Source organism: Haloarcula sp. CBA1129 (genome assembly GCF_008729015.1).
Lineage (GTDB): Archaea > Halobacteriota > Halobacteria > Halobacteriales > Haloarculaceae > Haloarcula.
In genome coordinates this window covers 2,051,776-2,069,893 of sequence record NZ_RKSM01000001.1, presented here as the reverse complement: position 1 = coordinate 2,069,893, position 18,118 = coordinate 2,051,776, and the positions used below count along the sequence as shown (strand labels likewise).

Here is an 18,118-nt window from a genome sequence, read left to right as displayed (position 1 = left end):
TTCACGCGTGCCCGGGGACAGGCAACCATGTTCGAGAAACGCACTTGGATCCGCCTGCCCCGCAACGTCGTGGTCGGGCACGGGGTCCTCGGGCAGACAATCGAGGCCGTCAGCGAACTTCACCTGACCGGCCGGCCGCTCGTCGTCTCCAGTCCGACGCCACACGAAGTCGCCGGCAAGCGGGTCGTCGCCCAGTTCGAGGACGAGGGGTACGACCCATCCGAGATCGTTATCGAAGAGGCCAGCTTCGATGCCGTGGAACAGGTCATCGACCACGCGTCGGAGATCGACGCGGGCTTCCTGCTTGGCGTCGGCGGCGGGAAGGCCATCGACATCACGAAGATGGCGGCCGACGATCTGGGACTGGGATTCGTCTCGGTGCCGACGGCCGCGAGCCACGACGGTATCGTCTCCGGTCGCGGCTCGGTCCCGGAGGGTGATACGCGCCACAGCGTCGCCGCAGAGCCGCCGCTGGCCGTCATCGCTGACACCGAAGTGCTGGCGGAGGCCCCGTGGCGGCTGACCACCGCCGGCTGTGCCGACATCATCTCGAACTACACTGCCGTCCGGGACTGGCAGCTCGCGCACCGACTCAAGAACGTCCACTACTCGGAGTACGCCGGCGCGCTCTCCCAGATGACCGCCGAGATGCTCGTCGAAAGCGCCGACTCGATAAAACAGGGGCTGGAGGAGTCGTCTTGGATCGTCGTGAAAGCGCTCGTCTCCTCCGGCGTCGCGATGTCCATCGCCGACTCCTCGCGACCGGCAAGCGGGGCGGAACACCTGTTTTCCCACCAGCTGGACCGGCTTGTCCCCGATGGCGCGCTCCACGGCCATCAGGTCGGCGTCGGCTCAATCATGACTGAGTACCTCCACAGCGGCCAGAAAGGCAAGTGGAAAGACGCCAGAGACGCGCTGGCGGCCATCGGCGCGCCGACGACAGCGGATGAACTCGGCATTGACGACGAGACGGTAATCGAGGCACTGACGACGGCCCACCAGATCCGCGACCGCTACACGGTACTCGGCGACGGCATGAGCGAAGAAGCAGCGATAGAAGCGGCAACGGTCACCGGCGTCATCTAAACCAGTTCTGCGACCGCGACGTCACCGGCGTCGTCCCATCGAATCGACGCTTCGGTCTCGGCGGCCGTGGTACCGCCACTGTCTTCGAGCGCGGCGCTACTGATCTCCGCGTCGAACACGATACTGAGGCGATACACCGTCTCGGCGTCCGGGTCCGCTTCGTTCCGGACCCCGCAGATGGTAGCCCGCACCGCGTCCCGAATCGTACACGAGACGCCGGCCGTCTCGGTGACGACCCGTTTGACCGCTGTCGCTGGCCGCTCTGCCCCCTGTGTCTGGCCCTGCGGGATCTCCCAAGACCCGTCGGCGTCGCTGAGCAGCACGTCGCCCGACTCGTTGTGGACGAACGCGTGTACGTCTACCTGCCCCTCTCGCGAGCGTCCGACAGCACGCTGGTACGCCTCTGCACTCACTGAAAAGGTGGTCTGGTCCACCGGCGTCGAGCCGAACTCCTGTTCGAGCCGGGCGAGGCGCTCCTGAACCCGCGCTCGCGAGCGCTCGGCTATCTCCATACGAAACGGTGCTTCGGCAACGTAATAAATCCGCCTGAACGCTCTCACAGTTTGAAACTACCCTGTAGCCGGCTGTGAGCCCCTGTAATACACGCCAACGAAAGGGCTCGGCCGGACAGATCAGACGTGCTCGTTCAGGAACTCGACGACAGCTGTGTAGGCCTCGATGCGGTTCTCCCGTTTGCTGATGCCGTGGCCCTCGTCATCGAAGACGAGTTTCTCCACGGGAACTCCCTGTTCGGCGGCCTGCTCGGCTATCTGTTCGGCCTCGCCGACCGGGACGCGTGGGTCGTTGGCTCCGTGGAGGACGAACAGCGGCGCGTCGATACGCTCGACGTTGTTGATCGGCGAGATGGATTCGAGGAACTCCCGATCCTCGTCGAGGGAGCCGTACTCGGCCTCGCGGAGTTCGCGCCGCCAGTCGCCGGTGTTCTCTAAGAACGTGACGAAGTTGGCGATGCCGACCACGTCGACGCCGGCTGCCCAAAGGTCGGGATACTCCGTCAGTGCCGCAAGCACCATGAACCCGCCGTAGGACCCACCCATCGCCACGATTCGGTCGGGGTCAACAGCTGGGTGGTCGTGGAGCCAGTCGACGCCGGCCCGCAGGTCCCGCACAGAGTCCATCCGCTTTTCCACGTCGTCGAGGTGCGTGTAGGCCTTTCCGTAGCCGGTCGAGCCGCGGACGTTGGGCTCGAAGACGGCGTAGCCCCGCGAGAGGAAGTACTGGGTCAGGCCCGAGAACGACGGGCGACGCTGGCTCTCCGGGCCGCCGTGGATGTCGACGATGACGGGCGTGTCGCCGTCTGCATCGACCCCGTCAGCAGCACCGTCTGGCAACGAGAACAGCGCCGGAATCTCTCGCCCATCGAAGGAGTCGAATCGGACGACCTCGGACTCGATAAACGTCTCGCGTGGGATGCCGGCCGTCGAGGCGGCCGTCCACTGCTCGCTCTCGCCAGTTTCGGTCTCGACGACAAACACGTTGGTGTTGACCGTCCGCCCGGTGACGCTAACGGCGAAGCGCTCGGCCTCGGGACCCCACGAGACGCCGCCGGCCAGCCCGCCCGGCAGGTCCGGCGTCGGGAACGTCTCGATGGTCGTCGGCCCCGTCAGTTCACCGACGGTGAGCTCGTTGTAGCCGTCGACGTTGCGTGAGTACGCCAGCCGGCCGCTGTCCTTGTCCAGCGCGACCCCGTCGATGTTCCACTGGCCGTCCGAGCGGACGATATCGAGGTCGCCGTCGAGCGAGAGGCGGGCCAGTTCGAGCGTGTCGCTCTCGGCGTCGGTGACGAGATACACCGCCTCGCCCGCCGGCCCCCACGACGCGCTCGTATAGCGGACCTTCCCCTCGTGTGGCGTGAGGTGCGTGAGGTCCCCGCTGCCGAGGTCCAGCACGTAGATGTCCTGATCGAAACTGGAGTGGGCTTCGCTGACCAGCAGTCGCTCACCGTCGGGCGAGAACCCGCCGACCGAGAGCCAGCCGTCACCTTCCCAGACCAGTTCGGCGTCGTCGCCCGTCGCGTCGCGGTCCTGCACGTAGATATCGAAGACAGCCTCGTCCCGGCGGTTCGACGCGAAGGCGAAGCGCTCGCCGTCCGGCGACCAGCCGCCCCAGCGGTGTTTCGCGTCGGGCATTCCGGTGAGTTCGTGGACGTGCCCGTCCGCGTCGAGGCGGTACAGCTGCGCCCGTTCGTTGCCGCCCTCGTCCATGCCGAAGACGAGCTCCTGACGCTCGGGCGAGTAGTCGACGAAGCTCACGCTGTCGTCGTAGAACGTCAGCTGCTCGGGCCAGTCATGGGGTTCGGAAAGGGACCAAGCCTGTGCGACGCCGGTCGTGTTCATCAGGAAGGCGAGCGTTCCGTCCGGCGCGAACGAACTGCCGTAGGCGCTTCGGACGTTCAGATAGCGAGAGAGGTCGTACGCAGTCACAACGGGAGGGAGGGCAGGCACGGGCAAAACCTTTTGTTGCAAACGGGGGCTTTTTGAGCGGCCACGTCGTCGCCCCTGTATGCGTGTCGCGGTCGTCGCCATGGAGACGAGTCAGTACCGGGACACAGTGGGCCGGACCCGGCTGGAGCGGGTGGCTACCGAACTCGCCGATGCCGGCCACGACGTGACCGTGTTCTGTTCGCAGTGGTGGCCGGGATTCGACAATCAGCGCGAGCGCGACGGCATCACGTACCGCGCCGTCACCGTTTCACCGACGATCCCGTCCTTCTGTGTCCGCCTGCCGGTCATGCTCGCGCGGTTCCGCCCAGATGTCGTCCACGTGCATCCGACGCCAGCGTCAGTCGCGCTCGCGGCCAACGTCGGCGCGACGCTTTCGCGTGCACCGCTGCTCACGGAGTGGTACGGGGACGAGGACGTGCCCGAGAGCCGCCGGGCGAACCTCGCGCTTCGGGCGTCGGACTGTCTCGTCACGCCCTCCGAGCTCGTCCGCACGCGGGTCCGCGAACGAGGGGCGACGGCGGACCAGACCGCGATACTCCCACAGAGCATCGACATGGACCTCGTTCGAGCGGCCGACGCCGACGAGGAGATCGACGTGGTGTACGCCCACCGACTCGACGGCAGTGCGAACGTCGAGTCGCTCCTGCTCGGGTTGGCGGAACTCAGACAGAAGGGCTGGTCGGCGACGATTATCGGCGACGGTCCGGAACGAGCGTACTACGAACAGGAGGCGGCCGACCTCCGCATCGACGACCGCGTGACCTTCGCCGGCGCGTGCGACATCGAAGAGCGCGTCTCGATTTACAAAGGCGCACACGTCTTCGTCCAGACGGCGTTTCGAGAATGCTTCGCCACGGACCTCCTCTGGGCGATGGCCTGCGGGTGTATCGGCATCGTCGAGTATCAGGCCGAGTCCTCGGCCCACGAACTCATCGAGCAGCGCGACCGCGCGTTCCGGGTGACAAACCCGCAGGAGATCGCCGACAAAATCGCCGAGTCGGCCGACTTCGAGCGCTGGCGTGTCGACGAGTCCGTCGGCGAGTTCGACCACGATGCGGTTCGCGGGCGCTACGAGGACCTCTACGAGAATCTGATCGAGGAACACGGCCTTCTCTAATCGGGCCAGCACACGGACGTGCTAGCGACGAGGACAGATTGCCGCCAGTCAGTACGGGATGACGCGGAACCCTTCGGGAAGCACCAGCCCGAACACGAGGAACAGCACGGCGGCAATGCCCGCCGCGATGAGGGCGTACGGCGCTTGGCTCCTGACGTGAACCATGTGGTCGCTCCCGCTCGTCGACGACGCAAGGACGGTCGTGTCGCTGATCGGCGAGGTGTGATCGCCGAAGATACCACCGCTGAACACCGCTCCGAGCACGAGCGGCAGGTTCGCGCCCGTCGAGAACGCGAGCGGGATGGCGATGGGGAACATGATGCCGTAGGTCGACCACGACGAGCCATCGGAGAAGCTGACGAACGAGGTCACGAGGAAGACGCCGACCGGGATGACGAACGCCGGCACGCCACCGAAGACGTTCGTCACGAACGACGAGACGCCCAGTATCGTCACTGCGTTCTGGATGGAACTGGCGAACATCAGGATGACAGCCGCAAGGAGGATACCTTTGAAACCGACCATCATCGCGTCAGTTGCGTCGTCGTTGGACGGGATGTCGCCCTTCCATCGGTACAGGAGGAAGGCGACGATGAGCGCCGAGAAGGACGCGAGGCCGAGCTGAACGCCGCCAATGTTGAACGCCCACGGGCCACTCGGCGGCGTGATTAACTGCCAACTGCCGAGTTGGAGCAGTGTCGTCCCCATCCCCTCCTTTCCTTTGACGTAGACCACCGGGCTGGCCCGCCAGAACATCGCGCTGAGGCCGACAACAATCATCGTCAGGATGGGCCAAGCGAAGTTCCGCCAGTCCGGCGTCGCGGCTTCGGACATCTCGTACTCGTCCATTTCCGCCGAAATCATCGGGTCCGCGTCGTCGCCGACGACCTTCCCCTCGTTTCTCGCCCGGGACTCCTCCGTCCCCATCCCGTAGATATTCGGCACGACTTGCCACGCGACGAGCCCTGCGAGACCGAGCGCGATCCACGAATAGAAGCCGGTAAACAGCGTGTTGAAAAACAGCGGCCAGACGGCACCAGTCGCCGCGGTGACCTGCTCGCCGCCGGCGTTCACGAAGTTCCCCATTCCCGACGGGAGCGTTCCCTGTTTCTGTGCTTCGACGAGACCGCCACCGATGAAGCCGACCATCGCCGCGCCCCATGTCGAGTAAAACGCGAGCCGGGATGCCGGCGATCCCGCTGAGTCGACGTAGTAGGCCAGCTTGGCCCGCGAAACGTCGAACTTGTCCGTCAACGGACGCATCATCGACCCGACCACGAGGCAGTTGAAGTAGTCGTCAATATGAATGGCGATACCAGCGAGGAAGGCGGCCTTCTCGGCGTCCGCGGCGGATTCGGCCCGAGCCACCAGCGCCTCTAGCACGCCCTGTATCGCACCGGCCCGTATCATTAGCCCGATCAGCCCGCCGATAGCGAAGATGGCGAGCAGAACGTTCTTGACGTACCATTCCCCGAACAGCGGGGCCGTAGCGATTATGTCCGGAACGAGTTTCAGTCCGAAGATCGCTCCGAGTACGATGCCACCGACGCCGACCGTCCACGGACTTCCGTCCTCGGCCTGTGGCTGGACTGTCGTCACCTCACCGCCAGCGGTAATCAAGTCCGAGGGGACTCCGACCGCCTGTGGATGTAACGCGCCGACGAGGACGCCTGTAGCGACGATACCCACGAACAACCCGACGAGGGCGTCCCGGGTGTACCAGGCAAGTCCGATTGCGACGAGTGCGGGAACAATCGACCACGGTCCAGCCGCGATTCCCTCAACCATGCCGGCAGGTCTAAGTGGCGCTATATTAATGTACGTGTTCGAACCGGCGGTAAGGCGTACCCAGACGAAACCCGTTTGAGCGTCGACCACTTCCACTCGGTAGTGACAGCCGAGGAGCCAGCCGACCGAGACGACGACTCGGACCCTGCCACGGAACTCGAACTCGATGCCGTCTACGACGCTATCGACGCCGTCGGTCGCCCGCATCTGACGGCGACGGAGTTCTCCCGGAAGACGGACCTGACGCCCGACGAGGCGCGGGCGGCACTGGAGCGTCTCGCCGAGGACGGCGACATCGAGCGTCAGGACGTGACCGAGGTCGAGTCTGTATGGTATCCGACGGACATCGCCGAGGTGACCGACCGCGAGCGCGTCGTCCTGTTCCCCGACCGCCGGGAAGTCGTCGTCGAACACCCCGACCAGTTCACGCGGGCGCAACTCTCGCAGTTTGCTCGCCTACAGGACACCAACCGCTCGGGCGGCTACGTGTACGAACTCCGCGAAGAAGACATCTGGGCCGCGCCCCACGAATCTCTGGACGCCCTCCTGACGACGATGCGGGACGTGCTGGGCGAGCGCTCGCCCCATCTCGAAGAGTGGGTGACGAGCCAGTGGGAGCGCGCCCGGAAGTTCCGTCTGAAGACCCACGAGGACGGCTACGTCGTCCTCGAAGCCGAGAGCGACGATCTGATGGGGAACGTCGCCCGGCCGAAACTCGACGACGACCACCTCCGGGCCCCCATCTCGGACTCGGAGTCGTGGGTCAACGAAGACGCCACGGCCGAAATCAAGCGCACGCTGTACGAGGCGGGCTATCCGGTCCGGGACGACCGTGACCTCGAAACGGGCGACGCCATCGAGATGGACCCCCGTCTCCGCCTGCGGGACTACCAGCAGGACTGGGTCGAGCGGTTCACCGAGCAGGGCTCGGGCGTGTTCGTCGGCCCGCCCGGGTCTGGCAAGACCGTCGCCGCGATGGGTGCGATGGCCGCCATCAGTGGCGAAACGCTGATTCTCGTCCCCTCGCGCGAACTCGCGACCCAGTGGCACGACGAACTGGTTCGCCACACCACCCTGACCGACGACGACATCGGCGAGTACCACGGCGGCGAGAAGAACATCCGGCCGGTCACCATCGCCACCTACCGCACCGCCGGGATGGACCGCCACCGGAAGCTGTTCGACCAGCGCAAGTGGGGCCTCATCGTCTTCGACGAGGTCCACCACGTGCCCTCGCCGATTCACCGCCGGAGCGCGGACCTCCAGACCAAACACCGTCTCGGTCTCACCGCCACGCCGACCCGGGAGAGCGACGACGAGGAGGAGATATTCACGCTCATCGGCCCCCCAATCGGGACGGACTGGGGCAAACTGTTCGACGAGGGCTACGTCGCCGAGCCGGAGGTCGAAATCCGGCTCGTCCCGTGGGGGAACGAGACCGAACAGTCCGAGTACAGTTCCACGTCGGGCCACGACCGCCGGCAAGCCGCTGCAAGCAACACCGGGAAAATCGACGAGATACGCTACGCGCTGGCCGAGAACCCCGCGGCGAAGGCGCTTGTGTTCATCGAATACCTTGATCAGGGTGATGCCATTAGCGAGGCCATCGACGCACCGTTCATCAGCGGCGAAACGCCACACGCGCGACGAGAGAAACTGTTCGACGAGTTCCGCCGGGGCGAACTGAACACGCTGGTCGTCTCTCGGGTCGGCGACGAGGGCATCGACCTCCCCGACGCCGAACTCGCCATCGTCGCCTCCGGGCTGGGCGGGTCCCGTCGGCAGGGCGCACAGCGGGCCGGGCGGACGATGCGCCCGGCCGGAGACGCCCGGATGGTCATTCTCGCGACGCGGGGGACGACAGAGGAGGACTTCGTCCGCCGCCAGATGCGTCACCTCGCGTCGAAAGGGATTCGCGTGACCGAGACAGAGGCCGAGGCCGTCGAGCCACCCGAGACGGCGGAGCAGACCAGCGGGACTGCGGAGTAAGGACCGTCACCCTGCTCCCAGAACCGCTCAGGCAGTGGCCCGGAAAACAGCGAACCCGTCGGCCTCTTCCTGCGGAATCCGTGCCGCTGCAATCTCGAAGCCTGCAGCCTCGATAAGCTCGCGGCTCTTTTCGGGCCCGAAGTAGCTCCACTCCATCGCGGTGTCAGTGTCGAGCCACTCGTCGTTTCGCCCCTCCCACCCCTCGACGGCCCCCATCGAGACGAGCAGCTCACCCCCGTCACGGAGCACGCGGTGAAATTCAGCGAGGACCTGTTCGTGCTCCGGCTTCGGGACGTGGATAATCGCGTAGAAGGAGACCACGGCGTTGAAGCTATCGTCGGCGAACGGGAGCCGTACGAGATCTCCCTGTGCGAACGCCGCTGTCGGCACGCGTTCGCGTGACAGGTCGAGCTGGCTCGAGGAAATGTCCAGCCCGACGGGATTGTGGGCGGCCGCCAGCCGCTGGAGGACCGGCTTCCCACCGCCACAGCCCGCATCCAGCACGCGACAGTCGTCTGCAATTGATTCGAAGAACTCGTCAGTAATTTCGGCCTCGAAGTCGCTGTGGGTAGCTGTCTCGCGGTATTCGTCGTAGGCCACGGCGATGTCGTCGTACCCTTCGCGGACAACCCTTCGCTGGTCCATAGTCGGAGTGCTCGGGAGGGTTGTAAGTGCTTTCTGCCACGCTGTGGCTGCTGACTGCGGCTGCTGCCCTGTCATCCCGACAGTCGACTCCGGACGCGTGGCCGTGGGTCGAGCTTACTCCGTCTCTGTGTCGAGTCGACGCGCAGTCTCGGCCACGTCCTGAATCTTCGCCGTCTGTTCCTCGTTCGTCGCTGCGAGCTCGTCAAGCTGGGCCGACATGTCCTCGATGCCGCTCGACAGTTCGTCGATCATGCTGGCGACCTCCTCAGTCGACGCCGCCTGATCGTCAGTCGCCGCTGACACCTCCTGAATTCCCTGTGATGCCTCGTTGACCGCAGACACGATCTCTTCGAGTCGGTCGGCAGCCGTCTCGACCTGATCGATGCCCTCGGTCACCTGCTCGGTCACGGTTTCGAGGCTCTCGACGGCGTCGATGGCGTCGTCTTGAATCTCCGTGACGGTCTCCTCGATCTGGTTCGCGTGTTCCTGTGAATCCCCGGCGAGCGTCTTGATTTCGTCGGCGACGACAGCGAATCCGTCGCCCGCCTCTCCGGCACGTGCAGCCTCGATAGACGCGTTCAGCGCGAGCATATTGGTCTGGTCCGCGATGTCGTTTATCACCTCGACGATGTCGTCGATTTCGTCGGCCTGTTCCTGTAGGCCGGCGATATCCGATGAAACCGTATCGACAGCGTCATCGACGTCGTTCATCATGGTCGCTGCTTGCTGTGCGGCTTCGTTCCCGCGTTCAGCCTTCTGTTCGGCCGATGTGCTGGTGCTTGCGACCTCTTCGGCAGTTGAGGCGATTTCCTCGATGGTCGCGCTCATGTCCGCCACTTCGCCTGCCACTTCGTCCATCGACTCGGACTGTGTCTCGGCTGTGTCGGTGACCCGCTGGTTCGTTTCGGCGACCTGCTCAGCCGAGGTGCTCAGTTCGTCGATAGGCTTCTGGAGGCCACTTTCGACCTCCGCCATCAGCGTTTGCTGGTCATCGATTGCCGATTCCAGACGCTGGCTGTACGAGTCGATGTAGGTGTCCATTGCCACCTGCTGGTCGAGATTGAGGAGTTTGAATACGGAGAGCGCGCGTGACTGCATTTCTTCGAGTGCCTCGTCGCGGGCAGCGTCGCCCGACTGCAGGTCCTTGACGATTGTCCGCAGGAAGTGCTCGAAGTAGATACTGTAGGCTCCGAGATAGATCTTCGGCCCGAGATCGAGCATATCGTGGATCTTTCCGATGCGAGCCCTGTTCTCGAAGTACTGCTTGTCGTAGCTCCCGGCGACGAGGTCGCGAAGGTACTGCGACTGGGTGTTTTTGAGCTGGTCGACTGACTTGGTTGACCGCCCAAAAATCTCGACGGTTTCGTCGAACGACTGGAGATGATCGTAGAAATCATCGACGACAGATTCGGCTCGGGCGTCTGTCTCGTCTGCCATCGCGGTGAGATTATCGACATCCGACTCGTCAAATCCGGTGAATTCCTTCCGCCAGCGTATCTCCCCGGCGTCTAGTCCGATACGGTCGGTAAGCGTTCCGCCGTCAACGCCGGACCTATCAGATTCAGTGATACGTTTCCGAGCGCTGGTACTTTCGCTCTGGAATGCCATGCCGGGAGTCAAACCACACGGGGGTTATATGTTCGCCCCTAATTCTCATCAGTGAGAAAAATAAAGGGGAAGTGCAAAATTTGGGGTGCTCGTCGGTCATGACACTCTCACGGCTGGCTGTTCGGACGGCCGACTCAGTCCTCGAACTGCTGGGGATCACGGGCCGCCTCGGCGACCCGGACAGCGGCGACGTTCTCGGGCACGTCGTGGACGCGAACGATGTCGGCCCCCCGTTCGGCCGCTAGCGTCGTCCCGGCGATGGTCGCCTCCAGACAGTCGCCCGCTTCCTGTCCGACCAGCCCGAACAGCGACTTATGGGAGTGACCGACCAGAATCGGACAGCCGAGTGACTCGAACTCCGGAAGGCGGTCGAGCAGTTCGAAATCCTCCGTAGCTGATTTCCCGAAGCCGACGCCCGGATCGACGATAATCTGGTCGCGGTCGAGTCCGGCCTTCTCTGCGAGCAGGACGCGCTCTGTCAGCTGGTCGATGCAGTCTTGCACCACGTCGTCGTAGTGAATGTCGCTGTCGGGGTCAACCGGCGTTTCGATGGAGTGCATCACGACGACGGGTACGTCGTACTCGGCAGCGACGAGTCGCATCTCGGGGTCTTCGAGACCAGAGACGTCGTTCAGGATGTCCGCGCCGGCGTCGAGGGCCGCCCGCGCGACGGGGGCCTTCCGCGTGTCGACGGAGATGGCCACGTCCAGATCAGCGAGCGCCTCGATGACTGGGACGACGCGGTCGATTTCGTCTTCGACTGGGACGGGTTCGGCACCGGGCCGGGTCGACTCCCCACCGATGTCGAGGATGTCCGCGCCCGCATCGACCATCCGCTCGGCGCGGGCGACGGCGTCTTCGACGGCGTTGTACTCGCCGCCGTCGTGGAAGGAGTCCGGAGTGATGTTACAGATGCCCATAACGGCCGTGCCGTCGTCCCACGGGTGGGCTGTCGACGTGTCAGGTTCGGGCTGCTGGATGGACAGCGCCGCCCGCAGTTCGTCGGCGAACGACGCGAGCCCGTGGGGCTGGCCGTCTAGTTTCTCTGTGAGACGCTTGTACTGGGCCATCGTCGCCATCATGACTACGTCGAGGAACTCCTCGTCTTGGCCGTTCAGGCCGGAAACCGCACACTCGCCACCCAGCGACAGCAGTTCTTCCTTGAGGTACTGGGCCTGTCGCGGCTGGACGCGGGTACGCAGGACGCGGTGGACGCCCTTCCCCCGCATCCGCCAAGCCCCCGTATCGGTGACGTGGGCGCTCTCGATGGTCTCGCGGGCCTCGGCCAGTGAGTCGATCTGTTTGGGGACTAGCGAGCGCGACCAGCCGGTCCGTGCCTCTCGGACGGCGTACAGCGACCCCACCACGAGGACCGCGTCGCCGGATTCGGCGGCATCGAGCGCGATATCGAGTGCCCCAGTTACGTCGCTTTGCGTCTCGACTGTGGCGTCGGTCTCGTTCTCGACTGCTGTCGCGACAACGTGGTGGGACTCCGCCCGGTCGACGTTCGGCTGACAGGCGACGACGTGGTCCGTGTCCGGTAGTGCCGCGGCGATGCGTTCGTGGTCCTTGTCGACCATCGCGCCGATGACGACGTGGAGGTCGTCGTAGTCGAACGAGGACAGCGTCTCGGCGGTGCGCTCGATGCTCCCGGGGTTGTGTGCCCCGTCGAGGACAACCAGCGGTGACTCGTTCATCACCTCGAACCGACCGGGCCAATGAGCGTTTCGCAGGCCGCGTTCGAGGTCGGTCTGTGAGACATCTGCGACCTGCCGGCACAGGGTGGCCGCGATACTGGCGTTCTGTGCCTGATGTGCGCCCAGCAACGGGAGGTGCGTCTCGACTGACCAGTCCGGTCCCTCGACCGAGACCGCCCCCTCTAATCCTTCACGACCGCCGTAGTGTACCGCGATGTCGGGCTCGTCCTCGGCCGGTTCCTGTTCTGTCTCGACTGCGCTCCCAACGGTCACGACGCTATCGGCGACCTCGCGGACGGCGGCGAGCGCGTCGCCGGTCGTGCCGGTCACAAGTGGGGTGTCGTCAGGGGCGACGTGGGCCTTGTCGTGAGCGATTTCTTCGACGGTATCGCCGAGGATGTGAGTGTGTTCAAGCGTCACGGACGTGACGGCGCTGGCGACCGGGTCGACGACGCTCGTGGCGTCGTACCGGCCGCCGATGCCGACTTCCAGCACCGCGACGTCGACGTTCTGGCGGTCGAACTCCCACAGCGCCATCGCGGTGATTGTCTCGAAGAAAGTGGGGGAATCGTTGGCCGCGCCCTGTTTAGTCACGTACGCCCGGACCGACTCGACGAACTCGACGAGGGCGGCTTCGGAGAGCTTCCGGCCGTTGATACGGATCCGCTCGCGCACGTCGTCGAGATGTGGGGACGTGTACAGTCCGACATCGAGGCCGGCTTCCCGCAACGTTCGTTCGACCATTCGCGCGGTAGACCCCTTCCCGTTGGACCCCGCAATCTGGACGCAGCGCAGCCCCTCCTGTGGGTCACCGAGCGACGAGAGCAGGTCCTGCGTGGCATCAGTACCGGGTCGCGAGGCGAACCGGCGCAACTCGAAGAGGAAGTTCGCGGCCTCGTGGAACTCCATGGTCGGGCTATCGGAGCCGTTCGCTTTAGCCTGTCGGACTGTTGCGTATATCCGACGTGAAGACGCTCCGAACAGCCCGCTCACCCGTTGAGGTGACGGAGCCAGAGCCCGGCGTTACGCTTGGTTACTACGGTCGCGCGTGGCCCACCGACCGACCGCGCTCGACAGAATCAGGAACGCAGCACCAAGCAGCGGTGCCGGGTCGATTTTCGCCCCCGGTCGTTCATCGGTGTCTGTCTCATCTCGCTCTGTCTCGTCCCGCTTAAGCGTCTCCGCCTCGGTCTCCGAGCCGGTAACGCCAGCCGGCTCGACATCTCCTTGGGCGTCTTGGCGTCGGGACTCGGACGTAGTCTGTGGCCTCTCTGTGGCCAGCGCCGTTTCTTGCGCTTCTGGGGTCAGCGTATCCTCGGCATCGTCCACCGCTGCGGTCGGCTCGAACTGCGTGTCCGCTGGCGATGGCGTGTCAACAGCCGATTCCGCCGGTGGGGGCGTCTCGCCCGGACGTTCCGTGGCCCACTCCGACGCGCCCTCGCCGGTGTTCCCGATATCGGTTCGGTCAGTGTTGCGGCGGCGGTACCACCAGAGCCCGGCTGTTGCCGCGCCCAGCGCGATGAGGGACAGCCCAGTACCGAGCAGCCCCCACTGTCGCCACAGCGAGCCGAGGCGGTCCGTGAGGCTGGGGCCGGAATCGTCGGTCTCATCCGGCCCTGCTGGTCCCGGTGCTGGGACAGCAGTGTCGTCGACAACGGCGACGCCGGGAACGGCGTCGAGCACCGAGGCGACGGCGTCCCGCTCCGCCTCGACTTCGAGAAACGTAGGTGTGTCCATATTTCACCTGTCGTCGGGCGACCATGTAAAACCCGCTCAGTGCTATTCCCGGGCCGGTTCGGTCTCGGTATCGGTCGCCGTGGGCCGCGACTGCTCGGTTTCGGTGCCGGCGGCGCTCTGCAGGTCCGTATCCGGGTTTTCGGTCTCGCCGAGAAGCGCCTGCAACTCCCGCTCGTACTCGGCCTCGGAGAGTTCCCCCTCGACGTACCGGCGCGTCAGCTCCTCGTGTCGCTCCTCGGCTGTCGGCTCCGGCGGCGCGAACATATCGGCGAGACCAAGCGACGCCAGTGGTGGCACGGTTGCTTCGAGACGGGCGAGCCCGCCGGCGACGCGCTGGCTCTTCGGTACCGATGCCCGCCGGGCTAACGCACGGACCAGCGCGACTGAGAAGACAATGTCGACGCCCACCAGCAACAATGTGCCAAGCAGGAACCCGGCGAAGGTCTGGATAACCGCGCCGCCACCCAGAAGCGCCCCGACTGTCGCGACGACACCGACGATTCCCAGCCCGACAGCCCCCAGCGTCGTCAGAACGACGGCGGCAAACAGAAGCAGGAGGCGGTTATCTCTCACCCAGTTCACACCAACGATAGCCGGAGGGCGTTGAAATGGTTTATGTCAGCGCTCGTTCTCTCGCGATTCCGGATCGCTTCGGGGAACCTCGTCAGTCGCCGGCACGTACGAGCGGCCGGAGGCGGACCATCTGCCCCAGATCCACTCCCGGATGGTGAGCTGGCGCTTAGACCCTTCCTCTCGCGCTGTTTCGAGCCGTCGTTCGGTCGTATGGAAGTAGTTAACTACTGTCACGAGGACGACGCCGCCGACGGAGTTACCGACGAGTACTGGCAGGACGAACTGCCAGAGACCGACGGATAGCGCCAGTTCACCGATGAACACGAGGTAGAACATCTCTGTCGCGGAGACGACGACGTGATAGAGGTTCCCGAATGGAATCGCCAAGAACGAGATGTAAATCAACACGAGCCGGGAGATGCTGTCCCGCAGCGAGTAGTCGACCCAGACGACGCCGGCGACGATGAGGCCGGCGAACACTGCTTTCGAGAACAGCGTGATCTGAGAGGTCTCGATGGCCTTCTGTGCGAAGCCGGCGGCGGCCGCCGCTGCGTCGTCTGAGAGGACATCGGTCGTCGCCAGCGCGAGTGCCCCGAGCATCCCGCCGAAGACGTTCGAAACCAGAACGACGCCCCAGATGCGAAGTAGCGACGGGAGGCTCGCCAGTCGTTCGAGGACGAGCGCGACCGGCGGGAGCGTGTTCTCGGTGTACAGCTGGTAGTCGCCGAGGATGATAAAGACGAACCCGAGCGGATACAAGAGCGCGCTCAGTATCGGGTCCCCACCGGTCTTCGCATACAGTGACGCGTACAGCATGAACGTCACGGTAATAGCGAACCCGCCCGCGATGCCGGCAAAGAACAGTTCTCGGCTCCCGACTGTCACCTCCTCGTCTGCCGCGACGATGATGCGCTGGAATATCTCGTCGGCGGAGAACCGGTCCCGGATGACACTACCACCCGCCGGCGCTCCGCTTCGAGATACGTCAACGGCGTCGCGGACAGCTTCCTCCCTGTCGTTGTTGTCTGCCATCGACACCGGGTTCCGAGGCCGTGACAAAACCTCTTTCGTTGGCAGACAGTGTGGAACAATGAGTTGTGCCGCTGTTACGACGGGTCAGTCGTGACGGAACGACCGCTGACCGGTGAACACCATCGCCATGTCGTGTTCGTCCGCGGCCTCGATGACGCTCTCGTCGTTCTTCGAGCCGCCGGGCTGGATCACCGCCTCGATACCGGCGTCGGCGGCCTCCTCGATGCCGTCCGGGAACGGGAAGAAGGCGTCCGAAGCCATCACTTCGCCCTCGGCGTCTTTCCCTTCTGCGTGTTCGTCAGCCTTCATCGCGGCCAGTCGGACAGCGTCGACCCGGGACACCTGCCCCATGCCGATACCGACCGTTTCCGTCCCGTCGGCGAAGAGGATGCCGTTCGACTTGACGTGTTTGAGCGTGTGCCAAGCGAACAGCATCGATTCGATCTGCTCGTCGCTCGGTTCGCGCTCGGTGACGACCTCCAGATCGTCGGCCGAGAGGTGCTGGGTGTCCCGCTCCTGAACGAGGCGGCCGCCGACGAGTGGCTTTTCCGTGAGGCTGTCGGTGACTTCGAAGTTCTCGTTCACGTCGAGCACGCGGAGATTGTCCTTCTCGAACAGCACGTCGAGCGCGGCGTCGGTGTAACCGGGCGCGACGACGACCTCCTTGAACGAGTCGATGATCTGCTCGGCGGTGGCGGCGTCGCACTCGCGGTTCAGCGCGACGATGCCGCCGAAGGCACTCATGGGGTCCGTCGACAGCGCCTTTTCGTAGGCGTCGGCCACGGAGTCGGCGGTCGCACAGCCAGCCGGATTAGTGTGTTTGATGACCGCCGCAGCGGGCTCCTCGAAATCCTTGATGAGGTTCAAGGCGCCGTCGGCGTCGTTGTAGTTGTTGTACGACAACGCCTTCGCGCCCTCGTTGAGTTGGTCGGCGTGGACGACACTGGCCTCCGAGACGGTGGTGTCGGTGTACAGCGCGGCGTTCTGGTGTGGGTTCTCCCCGTAGCGAAGGCTCGACGCGAGGTCGTCGGAGACGATGCGACGGGCGGGGAAGTCGCCGCCGTCGTCGCCGTCCACCGAGACCGTCCCCTCGTCCCAATCGATGGTGACGCGGTCCTCGGCGAACCACTCGATGACGCGGGGGTAGGCGGTGAACTCGCCCTCATAGAGCACGCGCTCTTTGAGACTGTCCTCGTCGTCGTCCTCGAAGACAGGGATGGGTTCCTGCGTGACGATGGGGCCGCCGTCGACGCTCTCGTCGAGGACGTGGACGGTACAGCCCGTCACCTTCACGCCGGCGTCGAGGACCTGCTCGTGGGCGTTCGCTCCGGTGAAGTTTGGCAGGAGACTCGGGTGAATGTTCAACGCGGTCGGTGTCGCTTCAAGGAACGTCTCGCTGAGGACGCGCATATAGCCGTCCAGCGTGACGAGGTCGAAGTCGTACTCCGAGAGCGCGTCGAGAACGCGTTCCTCGTGGGCCTCCCGTGCCTCGTCCTCGTCGCGCTCGACGACCTCGGTCGGGATGCCGCGCTCGGCGGCCGCTTCGAGTACCGGCGCGTCGGCGTCGTTGGTCAGAACGACGGCGAAGGACGCCCCGCCCGGGGCGCGGTCCGCGATGTTCATGAGATTTCGGCCGCGGTTGCTGGCCATACCGGCGAGTTTCATGTGGGACCGACGGACCGGCCCGTGCAAAGTTGTTGCGAAACCCCCGGCTGGCCTGTGCCGTGGGACCGGGCCACACTGTCTGTCAGTCGTGTCGGTCCGGTGTGCATTTGTAGCCCGCTGCCGACTCGCCCGTATGGCGAAGCTACGGTGTCAGCGCTCGGGTGCGGTCGCCGCCGTCGGCGGTCTCGTCTGGATCGGCTGGGCCGTGGCGCTGTCCGCGACCGGACAGACAGCCACGAATAAATCTGTTCTGGCCGGAATCGCCGTCTCTACACTCGGTATCGTCGTCGGCCACTACGCCATCGAGGAGTTCTATGGCGCACGGATGAAGCGGCCCGGCACTATCGGGGCGTGGGTCGGCGCGGTCGGCGGTGTCGTCTTCGCGGCCGGACAACTGCTCCGCCTCCTCGACGGGGGCGGCGAGGCGATCATCGGAATCGGCGTGCTCGTGCTGGTCAGCGGGTCGCTGCTGGTCGCGGCCGGCATCGTCAGGACGCGCATCCAGCCACCGTGGCTAGGTGTGTTGCTGGGAATCGGGACCATCGCGTTTCTCGGATTCGACATCCAGCCAGTGACGGCAACCATTTACGGCCTCGCATGGGCCGCACTCGGACAGGACCTCTACCGGTTCGACCCGCCGGACGGCCGCTTCGGCGACGCCGAAGGCGATTACGGCTGGCTGAACTGACAGCGCCGGAACGACACGCTTTTTCGCG

14 protein-coding genes are annotated in these 18,118 nt (G+C 64.9%); 4 read left to right on the top strand and 10 right to left on the bottom strand.

Annotated elements, in window-relative coordinates:
- Window positions 1–27 precede the first annotated feature (27 nt).
- Window positions 28–1,086, top strand: coding sequence for an NAD(P)-dependent glycerol-1-phosphate dehydrogenase (locus tag Har1129_RS10360; RefSeq protein WP_151100580.1), 1,059 nt, complete (start codon window positions 28–30; stop codon window positions 1,084–1,086).
- Here the strand turns inward: Har1129_RS10360 and Har1129_RS10355 are convergent.
- Window positions 1,083–1,598, bottom strand: coding sequence for a hypothetical protein (locus Har1129_RS10355; protein WP_151100579.1), 516 nt, complete (start codon window positions 1,596–1,598; stop codon window positions 1,083–1,085). The genes Har1129_RS10360 and Har1129_RS10355 overlap by 4 nt on opposite strands.
- 120 nt (window positions 1,599–1,718) lie before the next feature.
- The gene (locus tag Har1129_RS10350; protein ID WP_151100578.1) at window positions 1,719–3,530 is read right to left on the bottom strand and encodes a S9 family peptidase; all 1,812 of its coding nucleotides are present in this window, start codon (window positions 3,528–3,530) and stop codon (window positions 1,719–1,721) included.
- Between the two features lie 79 nt (window positions 3,531–3,609).
- Between Har1129_RS10350 and Har1129_RS10345 the strand changes: the two genes are divergently transcribed.
- Window positions 3,610–4,668 (top strand): glycosyltransferase, encoded by a 1,059-nt coding sequence (locus Har1129_RS10345; RefSeq protein ID WP_151100577.1) that lies wholly within the window; start codon window positions 3,610–3,612, stop codon window positions 4,666–4,668.
- Between the two features lie 48 nt (window positions 4,669–4,716).
- On the opposite strand, the gene Har1129_RS10340 is transcribed toward Har1129_RS10345, so the two are convergent.
- Window positions 4,717–6,456, bottom strand: a complete 1,740-nt coding sequence (locus tag Har1129_RS10340) for a Na+/H+ antiporter NhaC family protein (RefSeq protein WP_151100576.1) — start codon at window positions 6,454–6,456, stop codon at window positions 4,717–4,719.
- 102 nt (window positions 6,457–6,558) lie between these two features.
- Between Har1129_RS10340 and Har1129_RS10335 the strand changes: the two genes are divergently transcribed.
- The gene (locus Har1129_RS10335; RefSeq protein WP_151100575.1) at window positions 6,559–8,445 is read left to right on the top strand and encodes a DEAD/DEAH box helicase; all 1,887 of its coding nucleotides are present in this window, start codon (window positions 6,559–6,561) and stop codon (window positions 8,443–8,445) included.
- A 27-nt stretch (window positions 8,446–8,472) separates the two neighbouring features.
- Here the strand turns inward: Har1129_RS10335 and Har1129_RS10330 are convergent, their stop codons facing one another.
- The 7 genes from Har1129_RS10330 to purH all read right to left on the bottom strand — a co-directional run bounded on the left by Har1129_RS10330 (window position 8,473) and on the right by purH (window position 17,402).
- A complete protein-coding gene (locus Har1129_RS10330; RefSeq protein ID WP_151100574.1) occupies window positions 8,473–9,090 on the bottom strand; it encodes a class I SAM-dependent methyltransferase in 618 nt (205 codons plus the stop codon).
- 114 nt (window positions 9,091–9,204) lie between these two features.
- Window positions 9,205–10,698 (bottom strand): globin-coupled sensor protein, encoded by a 1,494-nt coding sequence (locus tag Har1129_RS10325; protein ID WP_151100573.1) that lies wholly within the window; start codon window positions 10,696–10,698, stop codon window positions 9,205–9,207.
- Window positions 10,699–10,832: 134 nt separating this feature from the next.
- Window positions 10,833–13,304, bottom strand: a complete 2,472-nt coding sequence (gene folP, locus Har1129_RS10320; protein ID WP_151100572.1) for a dihydropteroate synthase — start codon at window positions 13,302–13,304, stop codon at window positions 10,833–10,835.
- Window positions 13,305–13,418: 114 nt separating this feature from the next.
- Window positions 13,419–14,132, bottom strand: coding sequence for a hypothetical protein (locus tag Har1129_RS10315; RefSeq protein ID WP_151100571.1), 714 nt, complete (start codon window positions 14,130–14,132; stop codon window positions 13,419–13,421).
- 42 nt (window positions 14,133–14,174) lie between these two features.
- Window positions 14,175–14,714, bottom strand: coding sequence for a hypothetical protein (locus Har1129_RS10310; protein ID WP_151100570.1), 540 nt, complete (start codon window positions 14,712–14,714; stop codon window positions 14,175–14,177).
- Between the two features lie 36 nt (window positions 14,715–14,750).
- Entirely contained in the window at window positions 14,751–15,737 is a 987-nt protein-coding gene (locus tag Har1129_RS10305) for a formate/nitrite transporter family protein (protein WP_151100569.1), read from the bottom strand.
- Window positions 15,738–15,821: 84 nt separating this feature from the next.
- On the bottom strand, window positions 15,822–17,402 hold the full coding sequence (purH, locus tag Har1129_RS10300; protein ID WP_151100568.1) for a bifunctional phosphoribosylaminoimidazolecarboxamide formyltransferase/IMP cyclohydrolase: 1,581 nt from the start codon (window positions 17,400–17,402) through the stop codon (window positions 15,822–15,824).
- Between the two features lie 133 nt (window positions 17,403–17,535).
- On the opposite strand from purH, the gene Har1129_RS10295 reads away from it, so the two are divergent.
- Window positions 17,536–18,090 carry a hypothetical protein gene (locus Har1129_RS10295; RefSeq protein ID WP_151100567.1) on the top strand — a complete coding sequence of 185 codons (555 nt, stop codon included), beginning with the start codon at window positions 17,536–17,538 and terminating at the stop codon, window positions 18,088–18,090.
- Window positions 18,091–18,118: the final 28 nt, after the last annotated feature.

What these genes read in the sequence shown, in the direction of transcription:
- Har1129_RS10295 (WP_151100567.1), top strand. Translation starts at nt 17,536, where the DNA reads ATGGCGAAGCTACGGTGTCAGCGCTCGGGTGCGGTCGCCGCCGTCGGC.
- Har1129_RS10315 (WP_151100571.1), bottom strand. Translation starts at nt 14,132, where the DNA reads ATGGACACACCTACGTTTCTCGAAGTCGAGGCGGAGCGGGACGCCGTC.
- Har1129_RS10355 (WP_151100579.1), bottom strand. Translation starts at nt 1,598, where the DNA reads ATGGAGATAGCCGAGCGCTCGCGAGCGCGGGTTCAGGAGCGCCTCGCC.
- Har1129_RS10340 (WP_151100576.1), bottom strand. Translation starts at nt 6,456, where the DNA reads ATGGTTGAGGGAATCGCGGCTGGACCGTGGTCGATTGTTCCCGCACTC.
- Har1129_RS10305 (WP_151100569.1), bottom strand. Translation starts at nt 15,737, where the DNA reads ATGGCAGACAACAACGACAGGGAGGAAGCTGTCCGCGACGCCGTTGAC.
- Har1129_RS10330 (WP_151100574.1), bottom strand. Translation starts at nt 9,090, where the DNA reads ATGGACCAGCGAAGGGTTGTCCGCGAAGGGTACGACGACATCGCCGTG.
- Har1129_RS10325 (WP_151100573.1), bottom strand. Translation starts at nt 10,698, where the DNA reads ATGGCATTCCAGAGCGAAAGTACCAGCGCTCGGAAACGTATCACTGAA.
- folP (WP_151100572.1), bottom strand. Translation starts at nt 13,304, where the DNA reads ATGGAGTTCCACGAGGCCGCGAACTTCCTCTTCGAGTTGCGCCGGTTC.
- Har1129_RS10345 (WP_151100577.1), top strand. Translation starts at nt 3,610, where the DNA reads ATGCGTGTCGCGGTCGTCGCCATGGAGACGAGTCAGTACCGGGACACA.
- Har1129_RS10360 (WP_151100580.1), top strand. Translation starts at nt 28, where the DNA reads ATGTTCGAGAAACGCACTTGGATCCGCCTGCCCCGCAACGTCGTGGTC.
- purH (WP_151100568.1), bottom strand. Translation starts at nt 17,402, where the DNA reads ATGAAACTCGCCGGTATGGCCAGCAACCGCGGCCGAAATCTCATGAAC.